This is a genomic window from Arthrobacter sp. SLBN-100 (assembly GCF_006715305.1).
Lineage (GTDB): Bacteria > Actinomycetota > Actinomycetes > Actinomycetales > Micrococcaceae > Arthrobacter.
The window spans coordinates 20,307-45,107 of record NZ_VFMY01000002.1 but is presented as its reverse complement, the minus strand read 5'-3'; the positions used below and the strand labels follow the sequence as shown (position 1 = coordinate 45,107).

Sequence of the window (24,801 nt, the reverse complement as noted above, 5' to 3'; positions counted from 1 at the left end):
TATTTGGTCTTTTCCGGATCCGCAGACAAGTGGCTGCGCAATCGTGCAGATCATCAGTGCAATCCTAGGGCTCTCCCTAAGCCCTAGGCAGCAAATCTAGCGCGAGCCAGCTGGGTATGCGCCCCTCCTAAGTGGGATGGCCAAGCACGGTCGCCAGGCACCGGCGCTCTCGGTGGAGCCCCTGCCGAGCTGGGTCTTCGCTGGGCCATTTGTCAGCCAGCGTTTGGCATTATCTACGTCCTGGGAATGGTGGCCGAGTTTGAAGCGGACCTGATCCGGATGCGAACTCGCGAGAGCATGGCAGTCGCAAAAGCGAAGGGGAGGCTTAAAGGCAAGCACCATGCCCAGGCGCCGCAGCTCCATCGCGCCGATGACCATTTCAGCCGTCTTCCCGGCACCGACCTGGTGGAATAGGCCGACGGCAGGTTCGGACAGCATCCGTGCCACGGCGGAGCGCTGGTGGAGCCGGGGCGCGAAGTCCTTGGGCATGCCCGGCAGGGTGAGCCTGTCCCCTTCGGTGCTGTAGTCACGCAGGACGATGGAGTTGAAGCGCGGGTTGTACTCATCGATCAGACGTGTGGCTCGTTCGGGTTCCTCCCAGACCCACTCGCGGGCAGCGTCGTACTCGGAGATGGACAGCAGGCTGCGCAGGTGCTGGCGGTCAGGTTCGTACTCTTCCCTGCCCTCGTCGAAGATTTGAAAGACGCCCTGGGCTCCCCAACTCCCCCACCGACCAATCCGTGGCGTTGCCGTCTCCCCCGCCGTCGTGGCCGGGTTTCTTTCAGCCGGGACGACACACATCTACTATGCGGGGCCGGGTCTGGCAGGCACAGGAACCCTGAGCCAGTGAGGAGGTTCTAAGGCACTTGGGGGCTCCCAGCCGGTTACGCGCGATGACAACCAGAAGCTGCAGGGCGGCGACCAATCACCACACAAGAAAAGACACCCAAACACAACACCAAGCAGGACAACCCGCGCTGTTAGCATCATGAAATGGTCAATTTTGAGGCGGAGGTTAGGTCTCCGTCGGCGCTGCGGCAGTTTCTTCTTCTACTGAACATCAAGCAGTTGGCGGACGAGAACCGGCACCGTTCAGCGGAGATAACAGGGCTGTACGAGGAAGCGGAGAAGTTTGGCCTCGATTGGCGCGCTTTTCACGGCGATCTTGAGGCGCTCCTGGACAAGGAGTGGATCTTCTACGAGAAGGCCTCCGGACGAACAAACGATGTCACCATCACTCACCAGGGCGTCGACGCCGCCGACGATTTCCGGTCCTTCATAACTGACCCTCGGAAACGTAATATGGCCGCTCGCGATGCGGTGCTCCAATGGCTCTACGATGAGCACCTGCACGGGCGGTCATCGCCCAACATCGCCAGATTTACTATCAGTAAGTACGGCAAGTTCTATGGTGATGACTTCACCGAGACTGAGATAAGCCAAGCGACCCGTTTCCTCCGGGAACGGCAGTTCATCCGTGGTAAAGCTGCCATGGGCGGTGCCGTCATTCGGCCCGAAATCACAGCGTTGGGCATACAGAAGATCGAAGACCAAGACATGCCGCCAGCTGTGGCAGCAAGCGAAAGGGCACCAGTGATCCACATCAACAATTCGGGCAGCATGAACCTCACCACTGGGGGCAGCAACGTCTCTCAGTCGATCACACTGACGTCTAATCAAGTTGATGATGTTCGCAAGGTCGCCGCGGCACTCAGGGAGATGCTTCCCATCCTTGGTATCCCCGCCGAACGTCAGGCAGAAGTCGTAGAAGTTGCCACTGAGCTCGAACAGGAAACGAACGCTCCTGCACCAGCGCCGAGTCGGCTGAAGTCACTCCTTACCCGGATGATGGAAGTGCTCGCTCTCGGCACCGCTGAGAACGCCGTAGAAGCCCTGAACGGCTTGGCGGAGAAAGCACTTGAAAGCCTCTAGAAGGCTTCCCGTCTTTCTAGAGGACGGGAAGCCGAAACGACGTCGTGACGGCTGCGAATAGACAGGTGACATATGACCCGTTTACTAGAAGCTCTGGGACCAGTGAGCCATGGGGTCCGTGCTGCTCCCTGTGTAGCTTATTGCCTCGTCGTGTCGACGCAACACCTGGTCCACGTGTACCGATCTGTTCGTTCCGCTGACGGGTAGCTCGAGAGCCAAATGCAACAAGTCGGCATGAAAGATCTGCTTATGCTTCTCCCAGTCGAGGAACTCCGATCTGAACCGGACCCTCATCGTCCCAGGTCCGCTAACGATGAACCCATCAGTCCGCTCAACGACCCCTTCGTGACCAGGTATCACCTTTTGCTCGGGGATTCCCCATGGTGGAGAGCTAATTTTGAGGGCCATCGCGAGCGGCTCGATTTCCCCTGTGATGCGGTGACGAGGGAACATCACGCTTGACCTGCTGAAGGTGTGTTCAACGAAGATGTCAGCCCAACCGGTGAAATAAATGCCGCCATTATAGTCCGAATCTGGATCGGCGTCGCCATGATCTTCTTCTAAAGTGGCGCCGATCTTTAGAACGTCAACGTTGGGAATCTGTATGGCTGGAACGAGCATACGCAGTATTTCGTCTCTGGCAGCAGGGCGGGTGCCCGTTGCTTCACGAATCAGGATTTCTCTAGTTTGTCCAACCTTCAAAATGTAGGGGGCCCTGTCAGAGGATATTGCCAATGCGCGAATGGACTTACCACCTGCGATAACCATCGATCGATCGCGGACCAACTCAGGTAAGGCCTGATCAAAGTGCTTCTGGACGCTGGCCCACCAAGTACTCACCTCACGGCCGGTCCAAGGGAAGTGTTCCCCAGTCTTCTCGTCGACCCCAATGACCAACACGATGGTCTCTCCCGCAGCACGATTGAGGCTTCCCGCGAGCTGACGGACGAATCTCTCCTTGTCCGGTTCAGGCCACTCAGCCTTGAACTCGACCATGTCGTCCTCCCCCAGCCGGTGCTGCTTGATCGCTTCAATGGCGGCCAGCACGCGCATCTCTAGCTCTATGGACTGCATTTGGAAATGCCCTTCAGTCAGTGAACGCGCACAACAATATGGACAGCGAGGGACATCCCGACACTGAACGCTAACCCATAACGCCTCCAGGCGAACTGTTCCAATTCCTTGGAACTAGGACACCTCCGCGTGTACTCCCATGGTCGTCAGGGCTTGGCCTGCCCGCCGGCATCCCTTACGAGCACTCGGAGCCAGGGCGCCTGCCGGAGAGGCTTCAGCCAGGCTAGTCCTTGCGGATAGCTATGAGGTTTTTGCCGTCTTCCAGAAGCGCGTAGAGGTTTTCCCGCGCTTCCTCATAGGTGTTGCCTTCGGCCTCAATGTGGCCGTAACTGCCGTCCGGGTTAGTGATGGTCCCGATGAGTATCACCGCCTGGGCCTATGGGGCAGCAGGCTCGGCGGGCTCAATGAGCTCCGGGCCATTGTTGCGCACGCTGTTCACCCGGGGGCTGACGATCCGCGGTGTCAGGGTCGGTTCCGGCAAAGAGTCCAGCAGGTGCTGGATGCCGTCCTTGTCGGTCAGGTCCGGGTCCAGCCACTCAGCAAACCGGTCCCGCGGGATGATCACTGGGGAACGGTCATGGACGTGCCCCAAGGCGTCCTGCGTTGTGGTGGTAAGAACGGTGCAGGTGAGCAGCCAGCGACCAGGGTCGCCCTCGGGCAGCGACGGATCAGCCCACCACTCGTACAGACCGGCGAAACCCAGCAAAGGCTCGTTCTCGGAGTACAGATAGTTCGGGATCTTTTTCCCGTCCTCAGTCTTCTGCCACTCGTAATAACCCTCCGCAGGGACGATCGCACGCCGCTTCACCGCGGCCTTCCGGAAGGACGGCTTCTCCAAAATGCTCTCGCTGCGGGCGTTAATAAGCTTGGAGCCGATCTTGATGTCCTTCGCCCATGACGGCACCAGGCCCCAGCGGGCAATAAGCAGATGCCGGTCGATGGTGCCCTCATCCAAACGTTCGGCAACAATCGGCACACTTTGAGTGGGTGCCACATTCCAGCTCGGCGGGGGCGGACTCCCCTCAATCTCTTTAGCCTCAAAGTGACTCAAAAGGTCGCCGGTGGCCTTGGACATCACATATCTACCGCACATGAGGCCATTCTGCCCTGCAGCCGCGGCAGAAGTGCTTTAGGGTGCTTTACCCGAGGCTGCTAAACGCTCGGGCAGCGTGTCATTCAGCGAGAAGGGTCCCCATGCGGCCCCGCTCGGGCAAGGTCTCGTCGATTTCATGCCATCGCTCCGCCGCTTGGCCGCGTGACCCCGAGAAAAGAGTCGGCCATTTAGGCCGGCCCTCTGCTGGGTCCGTTGCTCTCGCGCCGATAGTCCCTGTTGATCACTTACCACTGAAAAATCGCATTAGATTCACTGCCGCCACGACTACGAGAAACCAGGCAAAGAACGTCAAGGCGTGCCCCAACGCGGTTGGCTCCTCACCCACGTAGTGAATCAGAGCGTCAGGACCGTTCTTGTCCCTTGTTACCGTCTGAGTCCCCGCGATCGTCAAACACACGGTGGCAAGTACCAGCCCCAAGCCAACCTGCCATAAGCGCGCCATTGTTCCCCCAACTAATAGGAGCACAGCTTATCCACGGACAAAGCCACCGGCACAGACCGGCAATGTGCCGTTAGTCCGTCCTCGTTTCCAGCACGGCCAGCACTTGCCTGGCCGCGTCCAGATGTTGCACCACCACGCCCACAGCGCTCCTACGAGCGCCGTCTCAGGAAACGATCCTTTATCAAGACTGGAGGCTCGCCCGTCCTCGGCTTGTCGATGTTTGGAATTGCAGTGTCTTCCCGGACATTGCTTCGTCCTATTAATGTGTCTCACACGCGTGATTCTCAACAAAAGCAAATTAAGCCTTTGATGAGCATTCGACATCTGGGCCGCCAATAACTGGTAAAACCAACCTCCGGGCGATCCCCGCTATCCTCTCCGCGCCCAGCGCGACCCTGGTCACCTCGAACACACGCGACATCGTGGACGGCACCGCGGCGTCCGGGCTGTTGAGGGCCCGGCGTGGGACTTTAATCCGCAAGCCGTCGGCTTGGAAGAACCTTCTTGGTGGTGGAACCCGCTGTCCTACGTCACCGACGAACCCGGCCACCCGCCTCGCTGACCCCTTCACCTCCGGCTCACGTGGGCCGGGAGCCCAGACAGACGCGTACTTCGACCCTGTCGGGCAGGGACCTGCTGGGGCCGGCCTGCTGCTCGCGGCCGCCCTGGCTGACCTTCCCATCACACAGGTGCACACTTGGCTGACTGACCCGACCGACGACGCGGCCGTGCCGATTCTCATGGACCACGGCTTCACCCAGACCGGCAAGGCGGTCAACCTCCCCCGCCCTCTCCCCCAGCGGTCTGCCGACGCCCTCACCGGTTAACTGGCGCGACTGTGTTAATTTAACCCCGGGCGATGGTGATCTCTGCGCCAGGCGCCCCGGTTAGCATGGTTGCAGAGCCGGCGGTCCCAGCCATGCTCCTTGCTGCACCATAGGTTATGGAATCCATGGCGCGACCAGCTATGGTTCATGCCATAAGTAATGCCATATCTCCCGTTTGACGATCAGCCAGAAGTCTCGTTAGAACACTGCCTAGGACTCCAGCCATTCGACGCGTGCAGCGTCTCACCTCTGGACAAGCAGACCGCCCAATACGTGACCAAATAGCCGGCCAGGCCTCACATAACGTTCTACGGCAGGTAGGCGTACAAGCTGTACGATCCATAGGAACAACCATCAGTCAAACAGTGAGGTCTCGTACAGGAAAAACGGCTACAACTCCAATGTGAGGCCATGTTTAAGCGCCAATGGGACATGTGGCTTGAGGACGCATAGGGAAGCGGGCACCATACCCAGCCGTATCTACTGCATTGCATGCCATGTACCGCCCTGCGCCGTGCACTGTTATACCTCCTATGCGTGTCACTACAAACAATCCCAGGGGACTGCACATAGCCTTAGCAGCAGGACAACATGCAACCCAGCAAGTAGGAGAGTCGCCGGCTAATGGCACGATCACTGGAAACCCCCGTACCCCCGAAACCCAAAGCAACACGGGCCATTGACCGTGTCATCTCTCTGGCGAACGGCAAAGGCGGAGTCGGCAAGACCACCACTGCAGCCAACGTTGGCGGGTACGTGGCGCTGGCCGGCTCCCGTGTGCTGCTGATCGACCTTGACCCTCAGGGCGATCTGGCCCGCGACCTCGGATACGAGCGGCAGACAGGGAAGGAATTCTTTCAGGCTCTGATCGCCGGTACACCACCGATGATCCTGCGCGACGTTCGGGAAAACCTTGACGTAATCCCGGGCGGCCAGGACCTCGAAGACATCCAAGGCCTCATGGTGTCCCGCTCCAGCCGCTCCGACGCCGGCGACTTCGGCGACATGCTCTATGCAGTCCTGGCCCCGTTGGCAGACGAGTACGACTTGATCCTGATCGACACCCCGCCAGGGGAGCGGATCCTCGTAGAAGGCGCCTTCGCGATCTCCAGTGCAGTCGTCGTTCCTACCCGATCCGATGATGCGAGCATTGACGGTGTCGAACGCATTGCACGCCGCTTCATGGCTGTACGTGACCGGAACCCGTCCCTGCAGTTGGCAGGCATTGTCTTGTTCGGTGTAGGACCGCGCTCCATGCGCCTGGAACGCAGCGTCCGAGACACCTTGGAACAAATGCTCGGCACAGTCGCCCCGGTTTTCGGAACCCGCATCAGGAACCTCGAGAGCGCAAGCGCGGACGCCCGCCGCAAGGGCCTGCTCTTCCACGAACTTGAAGGTGCCGTTACCGAAGCTCAGAAGAACCGCCTAAAGGCGCTCCGGGCGGGGGAGAAGCCGACGGACGGCTTCTTCTCGCGAAACGCCGGGGGACTCGCTGAAGAGTACGAGCAGCTGACCGGCGAGATCCTCGCCCGACTTAACGAGATCGAAAGCGGGAACGAAGCGTGAGCGGCCGACAGAGCCTTGCGGGCGCATTCGCACCTGTAGCGCCTGCCCGCGGTGCAGCACTCCAAGGACTGCTGGCTCCGAAGCGGGGGAGGAGCGCCCCTGCACCGGAACCCAAAGCCGGAGAGTCGGTGGAGGCGCCGGCCCAGGAACTTGTACAGGTCCAGCCAGCAGCAGCACCCGGTCCCGCACAGGCACCTACTGAGCAACCGCAGGCGGATGAGCGGCCAGCTGAACAGGCACCTGTTGAGGAGGCACCTCTTGAGGCGGCAGGAGAGCAGGAGGAGCCCGCGCCTACAGCCGTTAAGGCCCCAAAGGCCACCAGTCAGCGTCAACCTGCTGCCAAGAAGGCAGCTAACGTCACCAAAGCCTCCGAGCTGGTTCCCGGGGCACTGCGCAACGTCGGGGTGTACCTGCCGCCGGCGCTCCTGGCCCAGGTCAAGGATACGGTCTACCAGGAGCGGACCACATACGCGGACCTGTTAATTGACGCCTTCGAAGCCGTCGACGACATTCAGATCGCCAAGGAGTTCACTCCCGAAACCACCCTGACCCGCTCCGGCATTCCCCGCCGTGCACCGCGAAAACGCGGCGAGGCCGGCATCCAGATCCAGCTACGCCTCGACGGGCTGCAGGTCGCTTGGCTGGATGAAAAAGTCAACGAGTTCGACGCACCTTCACGCAGCGCGCTCGTCTCGGCCGTATTCAAGCTTCATATCCAGGCGGGGCCGACTGCGAAAGAGTGATCCAGAAGCTCCTTGAACTAGCATGGCTTGTCTTCCAGTAGTGCTTATGGCATGGCTTATGGCATGAGCACAAGACTGCCATAGCTACGCCGGGGAAGTGGATGCGGTGGCCGGCCGCATCGACACCCGTCAAGGTGTACAGGTCTGGGAAAAGCTCACAACTGACACGCCTTTGGCGCTGATCCTCATCCTGTTCTGTAGAAGGCCATGTCGGAGAGTAGCCATTCATCGGGTGGCCCCTCGAACATCTCCCAGGGATAGTCTTCGTCGGGGGAGAGCAGCTCCGGGACGGTATTGACGTTCTTGGCGAGCCATTCCCGCCAAATGATCCGGTCGTTGCGGTAGCGCTGTAACTGTGCGGCCACTGCCTCCAGAACGCCGAACTGTTCCGCGAGTTGCTTCAGGGACGTTGTGCTCACCACCGACCACGCCCGCCCGGCATCACGGGCAATAAGATTCCACGCCGCGAGGACTTCAAGAGCCTCATAGACTGCCGACCGGGAAAGCCTCGTAACTCGCACAATGTCTGACGTTTGCAGGGCGGGGGAGTGCTCCAACGCCTCATAGACAAACGCCGCCGGCAATCCGAGTTCGCGGAACACCGGCCGCAGGGCATGGATTTTCCCCTTCTGCCAGGTCGCATCCTCAGCCGCCGACTTCAACTCTTCAGGAACGGTCAGCATATAGAGATCACCCTTGGTTCCCCTAGCTTCTTCCACCAGCGTGACCAAGGGATCTTTTTCCGCCCGCAGTTCTCTTAGATGAAGACCGACCGTGGTGTGGTCCAGGCCAGTGGCCACGGCGATCGACCGGACGCCGAACTCAATGAAACGCGACGCCGTCATATGGGCCGCCTCCCCTATCGCCCTAAGCACCATTCGACGTGCCATGCCTGCCCTGGACTCCTGGTACTGGACCTCTCTGATCCTGATAGCACTGCGCCACGTGCGGATGTGCCGATGCTCTGCATCGGGATTTGAAATTGGATTTATAACCTTTGTCCCTCCCGCCTGTGTAATTGGCTGGCTTGTGGGGGAACTGCGGACGTTGTCATTCGGGTCGGTTTTGGTGGGCTTTTTGCTTAAGTAGCTGAGGGCGCTCATCCAGTCACGGCGCAAGGACGGAAGGCGGTGGCGGGCTGCGTAGCGGGCGTAGAAGGAAGCCAGCCCGGGCCAGGTTCCCTGGAGTATCCGGCGTTCAACATCCACCAGCTGCAGGCCCGCGGCCGCGGCACTGAGGATGACGGCCTGGCGGGCGTCCGAGTCTGAGGCGTACCTGTTGGAGTCGTACAAACCGGTCTGAGCCAGCACCTGCATCGTGCGCGACATGCGTCCGGCCGGCAGCTCGACCGCCGGCATATCCCCGGTCACCGGGGTGAAAGTTTCCTCGAGACGGAGCGCACGGACAGCCTTGATCTCCGCCGCCAGATCCTTGGTCATGGCATTCCACACTGTTGGAGTGTTGGGCCTGCGGGCCACGTCGTAGGCCATGGACAGGCTCATCGCCAGTTCCTGATGGCCGCCGCGCTTGTGCGGGGATCCTGGTGTTCGCATGCAGCCGTGGAGCAGGTTCTGGTGCGGGGTCTTGTCCAAGGTCCGGTATCGGGTGCCCAGCGCCTCGACAAGATCACGCGCTTCGGAGAAGGTGACCCGCCGTGCCAGCGGGACGTAAACGTGGCGGCCGCCGTTGGGGGAATAGTCCTCAATCCAGCGAGCTCCGACCGAGTGCAGCCAGGTCTGGACGGCTCGGACATCGGCCTGGACCCAGTCCAGATCCGCCACTGATGAGTCAAAGTCAAGGAAGATCGCCGCGCAGGTGCCGTCCTTACCGAAAATTCTCACGGCCGCGGGGAGCGAGGGGAGTGCTTTGGTCAGGTTCCGTTCGTGCTTCTGCGGGTACGTTTTACCTGCATCACGAGAGAGGCGAATTCTGGGCTGACCGGCTAGCAAGGGAGCTAGAGCTGACCAAACGGTTGCTGGGTCGTCTGGCTGCGTTGACACGCCAACAGCGGGGCGTGCTGGCAGCACGGAGACGTGCTGATGTACGATGTGGGTAATCCTTTCGGGGATTGAGGTACGAAAAAGGGCCGATCCTGCCAGATCGGTTTCATAGCAACACAAAGGATGGCCTGTTCAGGCTCTCCACGACTTACAATCTGATCCGCCGGCAAGCAATCCAGAGGGTAAGTCTCAAGCTTCGAAGGCCCGCCTAGTGCGGGCCTTCTTTTTGTTATGAGGCAATGCGGATGGGCAGCTCCTGCTGGTAGTCATCCTGGTCGAGTGCGGCCAGGTCCTCTTGCAGCTTTGGCTCTACAACGGACAGAACGTATTCAGTGACGGTTAGACCCTTGTGGGCGGCCACCTTGGCGATCCCGTCAGCGGTGTGTTCCTGTGTGCGGAAACCAATGAACTTACGCAGGCCTTTACTGGGGCGCCCGCCGCCTCGATTTACTGCTACTGCCGTCATGTGCTGTGTCCTTTGAATTTTGTAACCGCTAGAGCGGTTACAGCTTCATCGTTGTATTGCCTGCCGCTCAAACTGACTGGGTTGTCATTGCGACTGCTCTGAAGCTATCACCGGGCAATTGAAGGCCCGGGGATTTGTTTTCAGAAAACGGTAGCGTGTCGCGTTTGTGACTTTGGGCTCGCTCTTCGACTCTGAGGGGGACTGGGTTCCCAGCAGCGACCACTCAGCGCTAGGGGCGGCCCCAATGACTGGTCTGGCCCAAGGTTGACGATCGGTCACGTACCGGGCCGAAACCTTTAGTCCTCTCAACGTGTTCAGCACTCCAACTTCGCCCTCTCCTATGACAGGCAGCCCTGTCGATTTGATGCTAGAGCCACCCTTCATGCCATCTTTTAGTAGGAACTTGGAGGAGCAACGATAGAACACAGTCTAGTCACACATGCGTGACGCACGAGTGACGCATGCGTGTGTTTTCGTCAGTTTGGGAGAAAATGTCACCGATCATGATTGAGCACAGCGCAAACGGGAGCGGTCGTATAACACCTCGGAATGCCGTCTCCATGCTCGCTCTACCAAGGCACGTAACCTTCGAAGCCCTTCTTCAAGCCGTATCTTCAGCTCATGGTAAGCCGATATCTATTCGCGAGGTTCCTGGTCATGGGCTGTCTGGAGTGTCCGGGCTTTGGGTTGAATCTGCCAAACGTTCACTCGTGCTCGTTCGAAGCGGACTCTCAGAGCTACACAGGATGCATGTGATCTGCCACGAATTCGGCCATATCCTTCTCCGGCACCAAGGTTGTGAAGGGTTGGCTGCCTCTATGTCCTCCGTTTTCCATCATGTCGGCCAGGCACAAGGCCTCAGACGCATACTTGCGCGATCGCCACAGTGGAGTGACATGGAAAAGGCTGCCGAGGAAGTTGCGTACTTGCTTTCGTCCGCTACGCGGGAAAAGCCGTCGGTGCCAGCCAGTGACTTCGAAAAGGTCTTTGAATGAGACTCGTACAGCTACTGCCAGCTTTAATCCTCTGGGCCGTCGTCTTGGTACGGATTGTAGGATTGAGGTTCGGCTGGAAACAGGGCATTCTCAGGGCGATGCTCCTCGTGTCGATAGGCACAACGCTGAATATAGATCCCGTCTACCTAACCGTTGATGCTTGGATTGGTGACCGGAATCTGCTCAATCTCGTCGTCCATGTGGTCTTGGGTCTTGGCATGACGGAACTGAGTAGGCTGGTTGTGGCCGCCACCAATGCATCCACCGTGAGGTGGCGTCTTCTGGTTACGGTCGGCCTTGGCCTGGCGGCCGCTCAGGCAGCCCTATTGTTTTCGACGGCGACACCTGGATCAGCCACCAACTTCACGGACGTATTTGCCGGTATTCCCGCTATTGCCCTGTACCAGGGCCTCTTCTTCGCCTGGATTGGCATCATCACCGCCTACACCGGGTACGAATGCGTGCGCAGGAAACGAGCAGAGGAAACGGTTTCGTTCCGTATTGGCTTCGACATCATCGCAGGCGCTTGCTTGTCCGGAGTTACGGCAGTTGTTACCAAACTGCATCTGGTGATTCAAGAAGCCCAGGGAGTGGAGAGCCGGTCTACGGAAGTGGCCTATCTGGTCTATCGCGGGTTGATCGCTATTACTTTGCTTGGTTTTGCCGTGGGATTCGCACTTCCTGCGTTCAGCCGAGGCTTGCAACAATGGATTGACTGGAAGGCGCGTCGGGAGTCGCTGGTTAGCCTTCAGCCGATTGTGGAGAGGCTTCTTCAAACCGATGCCGGCGAACGGGCGCGCGAGGCTGCAGCGCTAAGCCTGCGGCGCTTTTCCAAAGATCAGCTCTACCGTTGGGTGATTTTTGTCGACGATATTCGTATTGAGAATCCGAACCTTTTGTCGACTGATGACATTGAGGTACTAGACAAAATTGAGGCGAGACTTGCACACAACGGCCCGAACCGCGCCCACCACTCTTCTTCCGCTGGCGGGTAACTTCTCCAAACTACTTATGCCAGCCGGCCTCCTGCTTGTCGTCATTGTTTTGGCAGGCGTCAAAGCTGGCTTGGGCTTCTGGGGCGTTGCGGTCTTAGCCGCCGGCATTGTCATTCTTCCGGGATTGGCGTACAAGAAATTTGCCGGGATTGCCCGAAAGTTCGGTTTGCCGAGCAGTGGGCGAACGATGGCTGTCACAACACTCACTATTGCTGGAGCATTAGCTTGTGTTCTTCTCAGTGTGCCGGCCCCAGTTCCCGCGACCGTGCTGGGCTTCGTAGCAGGAAATGCTCTACTGGCGCTGGCCAGACGCCGGATGAACGCTTCGGCTCACGTATCTGTCACGACATTCGCCGTACTTTGGGTGACTGATGTATTCGGATCGGTTCTTATTTGGCTGTTGGTACTATCACCGATGATGATGCTGAGCCGAACGGCACTGAGGGAGCATACTTGGCGAGAGGCAGTGGCAGGGGCATTGCTAGGCATCATCACTTATTGCTGTTTCGTTGGAACTAAAAATTGGAGCTGGATCAGTTGAGTGATTTTGATCTTTCGCCGCAGCGCGCGGCCGGGGCCTTGCGGGCGGAAACGCTCGCGCGGAAGATCAATCTCCTACTGGATGTGCTCGTCTCTGAGACTGGCAAACCCTTCGACTATCCGGCCATGCGCGATGGAGCCCAAAAGGCTGGCTACTACCTGTCTCGGACTCGATGGACACTACTAAAGGCAGGGAAGGAACAAGTCGTTCCTGACGAAGCCCTACGGGCAATAGCCACCGTATTCGACGTGGATCCCGAATACCTCCTCCAGGAGGGCGGTAAACTTCCGGAACGAGTCGAGGCGGAGTTGGAACTCATTCGAAGCATGAGGCGTGCGGAGGTTCGCAATTTTGCGACCCGTGCACTCGGCCCAGTTGATCCCGAGACGCTGAAGGCCATCGCCAAGATTTTGGATGAGGGCGTCTAGCCACCCCCAAGGCTCTCCTTCCGGTAGCCCTCGGTGGGGTTTGACAAGCTTCGTCACACTGCTATCGTCTTTTGTGTACTCACTCATGCGTGACGCGTGCGTGACTCTGCGTGGAAGCCAGCAAGTGAACGGAATGATGAACCGGTGATTAAGGCATGATCAACAGGAGCAGAGAAGACCTCCCGGCGCTTCCCAAGGCGTCAGCCTTAATTTCCCTCGACGTAGTCAAGGTACGTGCGCGCCAGACTTCGAATCCTTCTTGGTTGCACCGTATAAGTAACATCCCGGCCTTGGCGCACACCGCGCGGAGGATCCGTTTCGATCAGACCATCATCTTCAAGAGTTTCCAGATGCCGGTTCAGGCTCGGTCTGCCTATGTCCAGCTCGGCCTGGAGTTGCCCGATCGTCGAGGGACCAAGAATGGCCAACTGCCTCAAGACGTTCGCTTGAGCCCTGTTGCCCATGAATCTCACTGCGGCCTCGACATCTGGAGGAAGATTCGGTCGGATCAGTCGGGGCATGCGTCTATATTGCCCGACTTTCCATTGAATCATCACAATTTTCCATGCCTCACTCTATTGCTAAATAAAAGAGTCCGTGCCGCGGCTCTCTTCATGTGGAGTCGTGAAGTCAGCTGCCCGCAGCGTCTTGGCCTCATCTCCGATACCTTTTGCGCTTCCACCACTGACCTGGCGACGAAAACGGACGCCGCGGGCCTGTTGTTAGTCGGACCATACGGGGGTCTGCGCTGATGCAAGGCAGGTCATTTGCTCTGGTTACGCTCGCCGCCACCCCGGTACTGTTTTTTGGCCTGATATTCAGCATGCTCGTGCTGCTCACCCCTTCGAAATCTACCGCGGCCACCTGCGGCTCGTCCGTCTCTGTTGTCATCAAGGCCGATACGAAGGCCGAGGGTTACACCGAGGAGCAGTTGAAAAACGCCGCTGCGATCATGGGTGCCGGTAAGGCCCTGGACCTGTCCGTGAAGGGTCAGATGATCAGCGTCATGGTTTCCCTGGGGGAGTCGGGCCTGCGGGTCCTGGACCACGGCGACGGATCCGGAGCTGACTCCCGCGGGCTGTTCCAGCAACGCGACAATGGAGCGTGGGGCTCCTACGCGGACCGCATGGACCCGACCATCAGCACCACGAACTTCATCAAGGCCCTGCAGAAGGTCGAAGGTTGGGAGCTGTTGGAACCGACCATCGCCGGCAATAAAGCCCAGCGCAACGCGGACCCGTACCACTACCAGAAGTACTGGCCCGAGGCCGTCAAGCTCGTCCAGGCACTCTCGGACGGGAAGTTTTCACTGGGACGCAGTGACTGCGCCATTCCGGGGAAGTCCGGTGCCGGGGATGACTACCCGTGGAAAGACTCTCCTACCTGGATGCAGGTCGGGGCCGGAGCAGCCGCCGCGTCGCCGCTGGGCATGTTTCACCGCGAATGCGTGGACTTTGCCCTGTGGCGGGTGAACCAGCAGACGGGCTCCACGGGTGAACCGTTCAAATTCCTCAACGGCAACTTCCGCCCGGACGGGCAGGGCCTGGGATCGGCCCTTACGTGGAAGGCCGGCTGGGACGCCAAAGGCTGGCCCACCGGGTCCGTTCCCCGGGTTGGTGCGGTTGTCTGGTACGCACCAGGGGTCGGGGGAGCGGACCCGACCTTCGGTCACGTCGCCGTGGTGAAGGAAGTCAAAGACGACGGGACCTACGTCGAAGAGGGCTACAACGGCTACCTGCCCCCGGATGACCACAACTACTACACCCGGACCGTCAGCAGCGATGTCCCCTCAGCGTTCCTGTACCTGCCCACCCAAGAGGAGAAGTAATGAAAAAGCCCTGTGCCCTCATCGCAGTAGCCCTGCTCTGCACCGCGTGCGCACCGGCAGCAAACACCACGCCTGCCCCGGCAGAAACCACGACCGCCACGCCCTCCGCTCCCGTCTCGCTGAGCGCCAGCAGCGGCCCGCAGGCGCCCGGGGGAACGGTGCCGGCCACGATCGGTATCACCTGGGATCAGGCCAGCAAGGACGCGGCCATAGACGTGGCTGGGAAGGCCACGACTGATTTCGCCCGCCCGGCGGTGGAGGAAAAGCAGTGGGCCAACGATCTAGCCCGCTGGCTCACGCCACAGGCCACTGCCGACTACTCGGCTGTGGACCCGGCCAACATTCCCGCCAGCCGCGTCACCGGCCCGGCCACGCTAAGCGTCGATGAGACCAACGGCTACGGCGTGATGGCAGCAGTGCCCACCGACGCCGGAACCTACACGCTCCAGCTGCTCCGCACGGGCAAGGAAGCCCCGTGGAAGGTCAACCGCTTCACACCACCCTCGTCCTAAGCGCCGGAACTCCCCAACTCACACACCTAAGGAAGAAGCCCATGAGCACCACATCAACCGAGGTCCTCGCCTTTCCAAACATCAGTGCCATCGTCCGTGACAACGGGACCGCCGAGGTCATCGTCGCCGGTAACTCCCGCATCGTCCCGGCCGGGGAGTCCCTGCAGGATCTTCGCAACAACGCCCTGGCCCTCGTCTTGGGCGAGGCCCAGACCTTGAACCGTCCCGTCAGGGCCCAGATCGAGGATCCCGAGGGACACGGGGAACTGATCGTGCACCCGGACAACACGATCGAATCCGTCTCCTACGAGGTACGCCCCGCCCGCCGTCGGGCCGAAGCACCGAAACCCACACCTGAGGCCGTAGCTCCGGCCGTCATTGATACCGTCCCGGCTCCTGCGCCTGAGTCTGTGGATGCTCGGTTAGAGCCCACGGCTGCCGCCGTCGCCGCGGTGGACCGCCAGCCGTGGCCGCCCAATCCCGTCGCACCAGAGACGACAGCGCCGGCAGTTGCCACGGAGGAAACACCGCCGACCCGGCGCAGCTTGAAGGAAACCTCATTCCTGGTCAGCGCCCCGGTCCTGGAGCCGGCCACCCAGGGGTGGCGGGGTGCGCTCACACGCCTTGGCTTCCGGATGGACCCCTCCGCCGAAGAACTCTCAGAACGTGAGGATGTCCGCACGGTCAGCCAGCACTGGCCCGGTCCCCGGACCATTGCCGTGGTCAACCGCAAGGGCGGGGCGAACAAGACCCCCACGGTGGTCATGCTCTCGGCCATCCTCGCCCGCTACAGCGGTGCCGCGACCGTCGCCTGGGACAACAACGAGTCCCAAGGCACCCTGGGCTGGCGGACCGAAAAGGGAGCTCACGACCGGAGCGTCCTGGACCTGATTGATTCCTCGACCGAACTGCTTTCCCCGTCAACGAACGCCGCCGAGATTGCCAAGTTCGTCCACCACCAGACCGCAGATAAATTCGATGTCCTCCGATCGGACGAGAACGAAGAAGGCGACCACGAGGTCACGGCTGAGGAAGTCGACATCGCCCACCAGGTCCTTACCCGGTACTACCGGCTGGTGGTCATGGACTCGGGCAACACCGCCCGGGCAGCGAACTGGCGCAGGATGATCCACCACACGAACCAGCTCGTCGTGCCGGTGACGGCCATTGAGGACCGCGCCGAAGCTGCCCGGCTGGCGCTGCAGACCCTCGAATCCCGTGGTGGCCATGACGCCGAGCTGGCCCGCAACGCGGTCGTGATCGTCTCTGAATCCACCGATGCCAAGCGGGCCATGTCGGGGGATGCCTTGAAGCGGGCCAAGGACGAGGCCCAGCGGATCGCGGATGGTTTTGAACCGTTCGTCCGGGCCGTCGTCCGGATTCCCTACGACCCGGCCCTGGTCAACGGCCCCATTCGCTATCAAGCCCTCCAGCCCGCCACCCAGCGGGCATGGCTGGCGGCCGCAGCCGCCGTCGCGAAGGGCTTCTAAAACCACCTACCAACGGACTTTCGAAAGGAGGAACCATGCAACAGTCCCTGAACCCTTGGATCACCAGCCCCACCACCGACACCGCGGAGGTGGAAACACTGGATACGTACATGCCGCCGGCGGCAGTCATCAGTGCCCCTCTGAAGGGAATGGTTGAACCCGACACAGCCGACCGCCTGCCCAGCAGCACCATGACCGGTTCCGCCGCGCTATGGATCATCGGCGCTCACGGGGGAGCGGGCGAAAACAGAATCGCGGACCTCCTCGGTGCACGTGCCACCAATCACTGCTGGCCCGTCCTCCGGGACGGAAGCAACCCCCGGATCCTGCTGGTCTGCCGCGCCGACATGCGCGGCCTGACAGCCGCCAGAAGCGCGCTGACCCAATGGGCGTCAGGAGCCACACCGGAAGTAGACCTACTCGGCCTCGCCATCCTGGCGGACGCACGGGGGAAAACTCCCAAAGCGCTGCGTGACTTCGCCGCCATCGTCGGTGGGGGAGCGCCCCGGCTCTGGACCCTGCCCTGGGTAGAAGCTTGGCGACATGGGGACACGACGGCCCCGGTGTCCCGCGAATTTCAACGCTTCATCGCTGACATAGCCACCTTAGCTACCAACACCACATCAACCACCCACCGAAAGGCCTCACCATGAACTACTCCTCCGCACTTGCAACAGGCGTCATCCCCAACCCCACTCCGACCATCCCTGCAGAAGCAGACGGGCTGCTCCTGGTCCTGAACTGGGCCTCTGGCATCGGCCTGGTCCTCGGCGTCCTTGGCGTCATCATCGTTGGCATCGGCATGGTGATCCAACTCCAGCGCGGCGAAGGCGCACAGGCTATCGGCAAACTCGGCTGGGTCCTTCTGGGCTGCATCATCATCACCGGTGCCGCCGGCATCGTCCGCGCCTTCGTCTAAGCCAGCACCAACAACGGGAGGTTCACCATGAGCCAGTCAACAGAGAGCACCACCGCAAGCAATCCGTTCACCAAGCCCGGGTTCATCATTGCTGCCGCGCTGGTGGTCGCGCTGATCGCAGCAACCGTCATCATTTTTCTCCTCCCCAAGGGACAGGGAAACGCGCAGCCGGCCCCTGCCCCGGAAGAAACCAGCGGTTCAGCCACTGTCAGCCCCAGTGCTTCAGCTGGGGCGGACAAGAGCGTCTGCGGGCTTCCCGGTAGCAGCGAAACTGCGCTTGGAACCGCGCCTCATTCAAAGTGGGAGCTGCTAGGAACCATGGCTGTTCCCGCAGATCCGTCAACGGCAGGCCCTGGAACGGTTGCCCCGGACGGTCTGAGGTCATGCTTTGCCCAGTCCCCGACAGGAGCCCTCTACGCGACGGCGAACATCTGGGCATCGTCGTTCAATGGCTATGCCAAAGAGGTCTACCTGGACCTATCTGCGGACAGCCCGTCGCGGGACAAGGCTGTGCAGGCCATCCAGGAAGGCAAGGACGTCAGTGGAGGCACCTCACTGAAAGTTCAAATTGCCGGCTTCATCATCCATTCGTACACTCCTGATGCAGCAGTCGTTGAGCTGGCTTTCAAGACGAAAGATGGCGGATACGGCGCTCTCTCAACGTCACTGCTGTGGGAGGACGGTGACTGGAAAATGGATTTCCCAGCCGCCGGCGGCGGCGCAGTTCGGGAACTGAGTGATCTAAGCTCCTTTATCCCTTGGGCTGGCGTCTGACATGGCAGAAAAGGGATGCGAAGTTTGGAACGTCGTCTGTATGGGCGAACAGCGCCTCGGCAACGTTGCGGCAGGGATCGCGGACGACGCAATCAACAATCTGGCTAAAGCCATCACGGAGGGTATGAGCCAGATGGTGACGACTCTGTCTACCTTCTGGATTTCAATGCCCACGGTGAATCTGGCTAGCGAGGACGGCAGCACACCCAGCCCTGTTGTCTCTGCGGTCAACAGCGAATTGATGCCCTGGACGCTGACGCTGGCGGTTCTCGCCGTTATCCTCGGCGGTATTCGGATGATCTGGGAACAGCGCGGAGCGCCGCTGAAAGACCTGCTCCGTTCGTTGCTCACGCTGACTCTGGTTTCCGGCCTTGGACTGGGTGTTATCTCGATTCTGGTGATCGCGGCGGATGCGTTCTCGGCCGCCATCATTGAGCGTTCCACGGACGGTAAGGGCTTTGCACAGTCGCTGAGCGTCCTCGTGATGACTGGCCAGACGGGGGTCGCCAGGTTCATCCTCATCGTCCTGGGCCTGATCGGGCTGATCGCTTCACTGGTCCAGATCGTCCTGATGGTGGTCAGGAGCGGCATGTTGGTAATCCTGGCGGGCATTCTGCCCACCACTGCCGCGTTCACGAACACCGAGATGGGCAGGCAGTGGTTCCAGAAAGCAGTTGGCTGGACCATTGCTTTCATTCTTTACAAGCCTGCGGCGGCCATCGTGTACTCGGTCGCCTTCCTCTTGATGGGCAACAGCAGCGGGCAGGACGCCTTGGTCGGCTCGATCACGGGTTTCACGTTGATGATCGTTGCCCTATTCGCACTTCCGGCATTGATGCGGTTCGTCACGCCGATGGTTGGTGCCGTCGCCGCGGGCAGCGGTGCTGCAGCTGGGGCTGCCGTTGGTGCGGTGGCGACGGGTGCAGTGTCCCTGGGCCGCGGCGGCAGCGGAAGAGGCAATGCCGCGCCAATCCCCGCGACCACGAGCAGCGCCGCCAGTACACAGAGCTCTCATGTCGGTAGTTCGCCGAAGGGCAGCAATGGAACACCTGGCCCTCGGGGCGGGGGAGGACAGCCGACCCCCGGTGTTACGGGTCCGGGCGGAGCCGCTGGCGCTGCAACCGCAGGCAAAGCAGGCACCGCAGGAGCAGCGGCAGGGGCAAGCGGCGGGGCAGCAGCAGCTGGCCCGGCTGGCATGGCTCTAGCCGCCGGCGCGCAAGTGGCTACCAAGACGTCGCAGGCAATTGAAAAGACCGCGCAGGATTCAACCGGGGAGGGCCCCAGTGGCAGCAATTAACACCGAACACAAGGAAAGGTCTTACGGCAACTGGCGGGTGCCGAAGTCAGCGGGCCTGGCAAGTCTCAGTGCCATCAACACCGGCATAGCCTTCAGCGGTCTGCTGCTGACCATTATCAGCTTCATGATCTGGGGCCTCTGGATTGGCTTGGCTGTTTTCGTGGTCACCGGAATCCTGGTCCTGGCGCTTTCCCTCAAGGACAAACACGGCCAGTCCGCTATCGACCGGTTCGCTACCAAAATGACCTTCCGGATGTCCCGCTCGTCCGGAACGAACCTTTACCGTTCAGGCCCCTTGGGTGTGACCGAGTGGGGCATGTACCAGCTCCCGGGCTTGGCGGCCCAGTCCGCGCTGTACGAGTTCACTGACTCCTACAAGCGCCCTTTCGCCATGTTGCATGTGCCGGCCACCAGCCACTTCACCGTGATCTTCTCCACCGAACCCGACGGGGCCTCCCTGGTGGACCCTGAGCAGGTCGACGCGTGGGTCGCGAACTGGGGTGGCTGGCTCGCCGGCCTGGCCGACGAGGCTGGGCTGGACGCCGCGGCCGTTACCGTGGAGACCGCCCCGGACTCCGGGTACCGGCTGCGGAACGAAGTCGAGATGAATATCGACCCGAATGCACCCGAATTCGCTCAGGCCATCCTGCGCGAGGTCGTGGACACCTACCCGGAAGGATCAGCCACGGTCCGCGCCTGGGTGTCCCTGACCTTCAACTCATCCCTGCGGTCCGGGTCAAAGAAGCACACGCCCGAAGACGTGGCCCGCGACCTCGCCTCCCGGATCCCCGGCCTGTCCGCCCGCCTACAGTCCACAGGCGCCGGGATCGCGCGGCCCATGTCCGCACAGGAACTCTGCGAGGTCGTCCGCATCGCCTACGACCCGCCTGCAGCGTTGATCATCGACGAAGCCCACGCCGCCGGTTCCCCAGTCTCCCTGACTTGGGGTGAGGTCGGCCCCACCGCAACCCAGGCAAGCTGGGATGAGTACCGCCATGATTCAGCGTTCTCCGTCTCCTGGACCATGACCGGCGCACCCCGCGGCTCGGTGAACTCTTCGGTTCTGTCCCGGCTGCTGGCCCCGCACGGGGACATTGACCGCAAACGGGTATCCCTGCTCTACCGCCCGATGGACTCCGCGACGGCCGCAACCGTCGTCGAGCGGGACCAGAACAACGCCAACGTCGCCATCACCTCCGACACCCGGCCCAGCGCACGCGCCCTGGTCGATGCCCGCTCCGCCGTGCAGACCGCCCAGGAAGAAGCCCGCGGCGCCGGCCTGGTGAACTTCGGCATGGTCGTCACCGCCACCGTCACCGACCGGGACCGGCTGCCCGATGCCGTGGCCGCCATCGAACAGACCTCCGGCACAGCCCGGGTCCTCCTGCGCCGCGCGTACGGCGCACAGGACACCGCCTTCGCGGCGTCACTGCCGCTGGGACTCGTCCTGCCCAAGCACAGCATGGTGCCCTCGGAAATCAAGGCCGCTCTCTGATGGCCCTCAAAGACCTTTTGACGTCAATGACAGCAAAGACAGTAAAGCCAGCAAAAGCGGCAGCGCAGAACGCTGGTAAGAAGCATCGTCGTGGGGCAGTGCCGGGTGCCCGTGGCTGGTCTGGACGTGGCGGCGGCATGGCCCAGCTTGTCCCGTCGGTGAAGGAGTACAGGGGAACTACGGTCCAGGTCTGCGGCCTGTGGCCGTTCTCCTCCGGTGCCTCCTCGCCCATGATCGGCGTCCCACTCGGCCGGCACGAGGAAACCCAGGCCACGGTCTGCTGTGACCCGATCAGCTGGTTCCAGCGTGCACGGCTCATCTCCAACCCTTCCGCCTTCATCCTCGGCAAACCCGGTCTCGGAAAGTCCACCCTGGTCCGCCGCATGTTCCTGGGCCTTGCCGGCCAGGGCGTCAACCCGCTGGTTCTCGGTGACCTGAAAGGCGAGCACGTCAAAGCCGTCGAAGCCCTCGGCGGGCAGGTCATCAAGCTCGGCCGCGGAGTCGGATACCTGAACATTCTCGATCCCGGCCAGGCCGTTGAGGTCGCCCAGCTCCTCGAGGACCACGGCCACCACGAAGCAGCCACCCGGGTCCGGGCCGATGCGCACGGCCGCCGCCTGAACATGGTCGTCTCCCTGATCACCATCAGCCGCAATAAGCCGCCCACCGATCAGGAACAAACCATTCTGGACCGGGCACTGCGGGTCCTCGATGACCGGTTCGACGGTATCCCCGTATTGGAGGACCTCCTGGACGTCATCATCTCCGCGCCCGATGAGCTGCGCCAAGTCGCACTGGACCGTGGTGAAATGACCGTCTATCTGCAGGAGACCCGGGCGCTGGAAGCGACCCTGCTGGGTCTGACCGGGGGAGGGAAGCTGGGAGAAATCTTCTCCAGGCAGACCACCAACCCCATGAGACGGGACCGCGCCGTTGTCTTCGACGTCTCCAGCATCGACGAAACCGAAACTGACCTGCAGGCTGCCGTGCTGCTCGCCTGCTGGTCCTACGGCTTCGGCACAGTGAACGTCGCCAACGCCCTCGCCGACGCTGGTCTGGAACCGCGCCGGAACTACTTCGTGGTCCTTGATGAGCTGTGGCGTGCGCTGCGCTCCGGCAAGGGCATGGTGGACCGGGTGGATGCCCTGACCCGCCTGAACCGGTCCGTGGGCGTAGGGCAGATCATGATTTCCCACACCATGTCCGATCTGCTGGCACTGCCGGCAGAAGAGGACCGGATGAAGGCCCGCGGCTTCGTCGAACGCTCCGGCATGGTGATCTGCGGCGGCCTGCCCGCCTCAGAAATGCCGCTGCTGACCTCAGCGATTCCCCTCTCCCGGCAGGAACAACAGAAACTCAACTCCTGGCAGGACCCGCCCGCCTGGGACTCACGCGGCGTCGACGTCGAACCCCCGGGCCGGGGCAAGTTCCTGATCAAGGTCGGCGGCCGTCCCGGCATCCCCGTTCAGATCGGTCTGACCTCCATCGAAAAGAACGACGGACTGAACGACACCGACACCCGCTGGCACCCACCAGCCGAACCGCTCATGGACCCTGCAGCACCTACGCTGCCGACAGAAGGAGGCGCGCTGTGAGTGCACCAAACCGCAAAGGAATGGGCCTCGAAGATGCCCTGCTGGTCTGGCTCGCCATCGGCGCCATCGTCATCTTCGGCGGCGGCACCTACGCTGCCGTCCACCTCGGGTCCTGGATGGCAGGAATCGACGCACCCCCTGCCCACCCGATTGATTTGGTCGCCGGGCTCATCAAGGGCAAGGTGCCTTGGCCAACCCAAGCCAGGGTCGCGGCGAGCCTCATGGCCGGCGTGATCCTGGTGCTGGCTATTGTCGTGCTCGTGGCGTGGCGGAAGGGCGCGTCCAAGCGTGCCCGGGTCGACAAGGCCGCCCGCTACCTGGGCCGCGGCAAGTCCCTCGAAGCGTTCTCCGAAAAGGGCGCACGGGCCAAAGCCGAACGTCTCGGTATCAAGGACAACCCCGGCATCGTCGTCGGCAAGGTAGTCTCCACCGGCCAGAAATTCGTCCAGTCCTGGGAAGACCTCAGCCTCGACATCTGGGGACCCCGAACGGGTAAGTCCACGTCCCGCGTGATGCCCGCGATCCTGGACGCGCCCGGGGCCGTCGTCTCGACGTCGAACAAGCGAGACGTCGTGGACGGCACCCGCGGCGTCCGCGAGAACGTGGCCCCCGTGTGGATCTTCGATCCGCAGAAGATCGCCCAAGAGGAACCGAACTGGTGGTGGAACCCGCTGTCCTACGTCACCGACGAAGAAAAGGCCTACAAGCTCACCCAGCATTTCTCGGTTGGTTCCCGGGTCCCGGGATCCAAACCGGACGCCTACTTCGACCCCAAAGCCGAAGACATCCTGTCCTCGTACTTCCTCGCGGCCGCACTCGGCGGCCTGCCCATCACTGAGGTCTATCTATGGGTGACCGAGCAGGTCAACCGTCAACCGATCAACATCCTCAAACAGCACGACTACGAGCTGCAGTACAAGGGCCTGGAGTCCACGCTGGAACTGGCCGACAAACAGCGCGACGGCATCTTTGGCACCGCCGAGAAGATGATCCAGTGCCTCAAGAGCCGCAACACGCTCCGCTGGGTCGCACCCACGGGCGGCGCCAGCGTAGCCAGTGATACCCGCAGGCAGTTCAACCCACATGCCTTCGCCGCCTCACAGGAGACCATCTACATCCTCTCCAAGGAAGGCGCCGGCTCAGCCGCCCCGCTCACCACGGCGCTAACCGTCGCGATTGCAGAGGCGATGGAGGAACGGGCAGAGCGCAGCGGCGGCCGACTGCCCAGGCCCGCGCTGTTTGCCCTGGACGAGCTGGCCAACGTGGTCCGCTGGGCCGGCCTGCCGGACCAGTTCAGCCACTACGGCTCCAAAGGCCTGATCGTGATGGGCATCCTGCAGTCCTGGTCCCAGGGCGTGGAACTCTGGGGAGAGGCAAACATGCGGAAAATCTGGTCCGCCGCGAACGTCAAGGTCTACGGCGGCGGCGTGGCCGAAGAAGGGTTCCTCCGCGCCCTCTCCGACTTGATCGGGGACTACAGCTACATCAACGTCTCCATCTCCTCGGGAAAGTCAGGGTCCAGCCGCTCCCGCCAGGAGTCCAAGGAACGGATCTTCGATGTCTCCAACCTGGCGGAGCTGGACCGCGGCCGCGCCGTCGTCCTCTCCTCCGGCGCCCCCGCCACGCTGGTCCGCACCATGCCCTGGTACACCGGCCCGCACGAAGAAGCTGTTGAAGCATCCATCAAGACGTACAGCCCACAGCCCGAGGAAGAGGCGGTGCCGGTCGCGGCCGCACCTGTCGATAATCCCTGGGTCACGAAGTAAGA

The 24,801-nt window shown here is 61.4% G+C and carries 23 protein-coding genes and 1 pseudogene; 18 read left to right on the top strand and 6 right to left on the bottom strand.

The window, feature by feature from the left end; genetic code table 11:
• Positions 1-237: 237 nt before the first annotated feature.
• Positions 238-378 (top strand): annotated as a pseudogene (locus tag FBY31_RS23495) (recombinase family protein); the annotation flags it as partial.
• Positions 379-993: 615 nt separating this feature from the next.
• Positions 994-1,932: a hypothetical protein gene (locus FBY31_RS21440; protein ID WP_142045717.1), complete on the top strand. Its 939-nt coding sequence runs from the start codon at positions 994-996 to the stop codon at positions 1,930-1,932.
• Positions 1,933-2,016: 84 nt separating this feature from the next.
• Here FBY31_RS21440 and FBY31_RS21435 read toward each other — a convergent pair whose 3' ends face one another.
• The 3 genes from FBY31_RS21435 to FBY31_RS21430 all read right to left on the bottom strand — a co-directional run bounded on the left by FBY31_RS21435 (position 2,017) and on the right by FBY31_RS21430 (position 4,099).
• The gene (locus FBY31_RS21435) at positions 2,017-3,006 is read right to left on the bottom strand and encodes a hypothetical protein (RefSeq protein ID WP_142045715.1); all 990 of its coding nucleotides are present in this window, start codon (positions 3,004-3,006) and stop codon (positions 2,017-2,019) included.
• A 223-nt stretch (positions 3,007-3,229) separates the two neighbouring features.
• Positions 3,230-3,373, bottom strand: coding sequence for a hypothetical protein (locus tag FBY31_RS22900; RefSeq protein WP_160142498.1), 144 nt, complete (start codon positions 3,371-3,373; stop codon positions 3,230-3,232).
• A gap of 9 nt (positions 3,374-3,382) precedes the next feature.
• Positions 3,383-4,099, bottom strand: coding sequence for an SOS response-associated peptidase (locus tag FBY31_RS21430; protein WP_142045713.1), 717 nt, complete (start codon positions 4,097-4,099; stop codon positions 3,383-3,385).
• A gap of 885 nt (positions 4,100-4,984) precedes the next feature.
• Here FBY31_RS21430 and FBY31_RS21425 point away from each other — a divergent pair.
• From FBY31_RS21425 to FBY31_RS21415, 3 genes are all read left to right on the top strand, one after another.
• Complete coding sequence (locus tag FBY31_RS21425; RefSeq protein WP_235013239.1) at positions 4,985-5,389, top strand: hypothetical protein; 405 nt, start codon at positions 4,985-4,987, stop codon at positions 5,387-5,389.
• Between the two features lie 624 nt (positions 5,390-6,013).
• The gene (locus FBY31_RS21420; protein ID WP_142045711.1) at positions 6,014-6,955 is read left to right on the top strand and encodes a ParA family protein; all 942 of its coding nucleotides are present in this window, start codon (positions 6,014-6,016) and stop codon (positions 6,953-6,955) included.
• Complete coding sequence (locus tag FBY31_RS21415) at positions 6,952-7,698, top strand: hypothetical protein (RefSeq protein WP_142045709.1); 747 nt, start codon at positions 6,952-6,954, stop codon at positions 7,696-7,698. Before FBY31_RS21420 ends, FBY31_RS21415 begins: the two co-directional genes overlap by 4 nt.
• Positions 7,699-7,883: 185 nt before the next feature.
• On the opposite strand, the gene FBY31_RS21410 is transcribed toward FBY31_RS21415, so the two are convergent.
• On the bottom strand, positions 7,884-9,725 hold the full coding sequence (locus tag FBY31_RS21410) for a MarR family transcriptional regulator (RefSeq protein ID WP_142045707.1): 1,842 nt from the start codon (positions 9,723-9,725) through the stop codon (positions 7,884-7,886).
• Between the two features lie 202 nt (positions 9,726-9,927).
• Complete coding sequence (locus tag FBY31_RS21405) at positions 9,928-10,164, bottom strand: hypothetical protein (RefSeq protein WP_028272859.1); 237 nt, start codon at positions 10,162-10,164, stop codon at positions 9,928-9,930.
• Between the two features lie 991 nt (positions 10,165-11,155).
• Between FBY31_RS21405 and FBY31_RS21400 the strand changes: the two genes are divergently transcribed.
• From FBY31_RS21400 to FBY31_RS23490, 3 genes are read left to right on the top strand one after another with little or no spacing between them, the layout of a single operon-like run.
• The gene (locus FBY31_RS21400; protein WP_142045705.1) at positions 11,156-12,154 is read left to right on the top strand and encodes a hypothetical protein; all 999 of its coding nucleotides are present in this window, start codon (positions 11,156-11,158) and stop codon (positions 12,152-12,154) included.
• Positions 12,155-12,170: 16 nt separating this feature from the next.
• Complete coding sequence (locus FBY31_RS21395; protein ID WP_160142497.1) at positions 12,171-12,695, top strand: hypothetical protein; 525 nt, start codon at positions 12,171-12,173, stop codon at positions 12,693-12,695.
• On the top strand, positions 12,677-13,123 hold the full coding sequence (locus FBY31_RS23490; protein WP_235013238.1) for a hypothetical protein: 447 nt from the start codon (positions 12,677-12,679) through the stop codon (positions 13,121-13,123). Before FBY31_RS21395 ends, FBY31_RS23490 begins: the two co-directional genes overlap by 19 nt.
• Positions 13,124-13,329: 206 nt before the next feature.
• Here the strand turns inward: FBY31_RS23490 and FBY31_RS23870 are convergent, their stop codons facing one another.
• Positions 13,330-13,587, bottom strand: coding sequence for an ArsR/SmtB family transcription factor (locus FBY31_RS23870; protein ID WP_442858223.1), 258 nt, complete (start codon positions 13,585-13,587; stop codon positions 13,330-13,332).
• 287 nt (positions 13,588-13,874) lie between these two features.
• On the opposite strand from FBY31_RS23870, the gene FBY31_RS21380 reads away from it, so the two are divergent.
• The 10 genes from FBY31_RS21380 (at position 13,875) to FBY31_RS21325 (ending at position 24,799) form a co-directional block, all read left to right on the top strand.
• Positions 13,875-14,951: a CHAP domain-containing protein gene (locus FBY31_RS21380; RefSeq protein WP_142045699.1), complete on the top strand. Its 1,077-nt coding sequence runs from the start codon at positions 13,875-13,877 to the stop codon at positions 14,949-14,951.
• Complete coding sequence (locus FBY31_RS21375) at positions 14,951-15,463, top strand: hypothetical protein (protein ID WP_142045697.1); 513 nt, start codon at positions 14,951-14,953, stop codon at positions 15,461-15,463. The genes FBY31_RS21380 and FBY31_RS21375 overlap by 1 nt, the downstream gene beginning before the upstream one ends.
• Positions 15,464-15,504: 41 nt before the next feature.
• Positions 15,505-16,953 carry a chromosome partitioning protein ParA gene (locus tag FBY31_RS21370; protein ID WP_142045695.1) on the top strand — a complete coding sequence of 483 codons (1,449 nt, stop codon included), beginning with the start codon at positions 15,505-15,507 and terminating at the stop codon, positions 16,951-16,953.
• A 35-nt stretch (positions 16,954-16,988) separates the two neighbouring features.
• Complete coding sequence (locus FBY31_RS21365) at positions 16,989-17,606, top strand: DUF6668 family protein (RefSeq protein WP_142045693.1); 618 nt, start codon at positions 16,989-16,991, stop codon at positions 17,604-17,606.
• Positions 17,603-17,872 (top strand): hypothetical protein, encoded by a 270-nt coding sequence (locus FBY31_RS21360; protein WP_142045691.1) that lies wholly within the window; start codon positions 17,603-17,605, stop codon positions 17,870-17,872. The genes FBY31_RS21365 and FBY31_RS21360 overlap by 4 nt, the downstream gene beginning before the upstream one ends.
• 27 nt (positions 17,873-17,899) lie before the next feature.
• Positions 17,900-18,646 (top strand): hypothetical protein, encoded by a 747-nt coding sequence (locus FBY31_RS21355; protein WP_142045689.1) that lies wholly within the window; start codon positions 17,900-17,902, stop codon positions 18,644-18,646.
• Positions 18,647-18,686: 40 nt separating this feature from the next.
• Positions 18,687-19,943: a hypothetical protein gene (locus FBY31_RS22895; RefSeq protein ID WP_160142496.1), complete on the top strand. Its 1,257-nt coding sequence runs from the start codon at positions 18,687-18,689 to the stop codon at positions 19,941-19,943.
• Positions 19,930-21,438 carry an SCO6880 family protein gene (locus FBY31_RS21335; RefSeq protein WP_142045681.1) on the top strand — a complete coding sequence of 503 codons (1,509 nt, stop codon included), beginning with the start codon at positions 19,930-19,932 and terminating at the stop codon, positions 21,436-21,438. Before FBY31_RS22895 ends, FBY31_RS21335 begins: the two co-directional genes overlap by 14 nt.
• A gap of 137 nt (positions 21,439-21,575) precedes the next feature.
• Positions 21,576-23,033, top strand: coding sequence for a helicase HerA domain-containing protein (locus tag FBY31_RS21330; protein WP_235013237.1), 1,458 nt, complete (start codon positions 21,576-21,578; stop codon positions 23,031-23,033).
• The gene (locus FBY31_RS21325) at positions 23,030-24,799 is read left to right on the top strand and encodes a type IV secretory system conjugative DNA transfer family protein (RefSeq protein ID WP_142045676.1); all 1,770 of its coding nucleotides are present in this window, start codon (positions 23,030-23,032) and stop codon (positions 24,797-24,799) included. The genes FBY31_RS21330 and FBY31_RS21325 overlap by 4 nt, the downstream gene beginning before the upstream one ends.
• Positions 24,800-24,801: the final 2 nt, after the last annotated feature.

Excerpts from the sequence above, each read along its gene's own strand:
- FBY31_RS21380 (WP_142045699.1), top strand. The coding sequence starts at position 13,875 with ATGCAAGGCAGGTCATTTGCTCTGGTTACGCTCGCCGCCACCCCGGTA.
- FBY31_RS21435 (WP_142045715.1), bottom strand. The coding sequence starts at position 3,006 with ATGCAGTCCATAGAGCTAGAGATGCGCGTGCTGGCCGCCATTGAAGCG.
- FBY31_RS21440 (WP_142045717.1), top strand. The coding sequence starts at position 994 with ATGGTCAATTTTGAGGCGGAGGTTAGGTCTCCGTCGGCGCTGCGGCAG.
- FBY31_RS21330 (WP_235013237.1), top strand. The coding sequence starts at position 21,576 with ATGGCCCAGCTTGTCCCGTCGGTGAAGGAGTACAGGGGAACTACGGTC.
- FBY31_RS21430 (WP_142045713.1), bottom strand. The coding sequence starts at position 4,099 with ATGTGCGGTAGATATGTGATGTCCAAGGCCACCGGCGACCTTTTGAGT.
- FBY31_RS21400 (WP_142045705.1), top strand. The coding sequence starts at position 11,156 with ATGAGACTCGTACAGCTACTGCCAGCTTTAATCCTCTGGGCCGTCGTC.
- FBY31_RS21360 (WP_142045691.1), top strand. The coding sequence starts at position 17,603 with ATGAACTACTCCTCCGCACTTGCAACAGGCGTCATCCCCAACCCCACT.
- FBY31_RS21420 (WP_142045711.1), top strand. The coding sequence starts at position 6,014 with ATGGCACGATCACTGGAAACCCCCGTACCCCCGAAACCCAAAGCAACA.
- FBY31_RS23870 (WP_442858223.1), bottom strand. The coding sequence starts at position 13,587 with ATGGGCAACAGGGCTCAAGCGAACGTCTTGAGGCAGTTGGCCATTCTT.
- FBY31_RS21395 (WP_160142497.1), top strand. The coding sequence starts at position 12,171 with ATGCCAGCCGGCCTCCTGCTTGTCGTCATTGTTTTGGCAGGCGTCAAA.
- FBY31_RS21365 (WP_142045693.1), top strand. The coding sequence starts at position 16,989 with ATGCAACAGTCCCTGAACCCTTGGATCACCAGCCCCACCACCGACACC.
- FBY31_RS21375 (WP_142045697.1), top strand. The coding sequence starts at position 14,951 with ATGAAAAAGCCCTGTGCCCTCATCGCAGTAGCCCTGCTCTGCACCGCG.
- FBY31_RS21370 (WP_142045695.1), top strand. The coding sequence starts at position 15,505 with ATGAGCACCACATCAACCGAGGTCCTCGCCTTTCCAAACATCAGTGCC.
- FBY31_RS22895 (WP_160142496.1), top strand. The coding sequence starts at position 18,687 with ATGGGCGAACAGCGCCTCGGCAACGTTGCGGCAGGGATCGCGGACGAC.
- FBY31_RS21355 (WP_142045689.1), top strand. The coding sequence starts at position 17,900 with ATGAGCCAGTCAACAGAGAGCACCACCGCAAGCAATCCGTTCACCAAG.
- FBY31_RS21405 (WP_028272859.1), bottom strand. The coding sequence starts at position 10,164 with ATGACGGCAGTAGCAGTAAATCGAGGCGGCGGGCGCCCCAGTAAAGGC.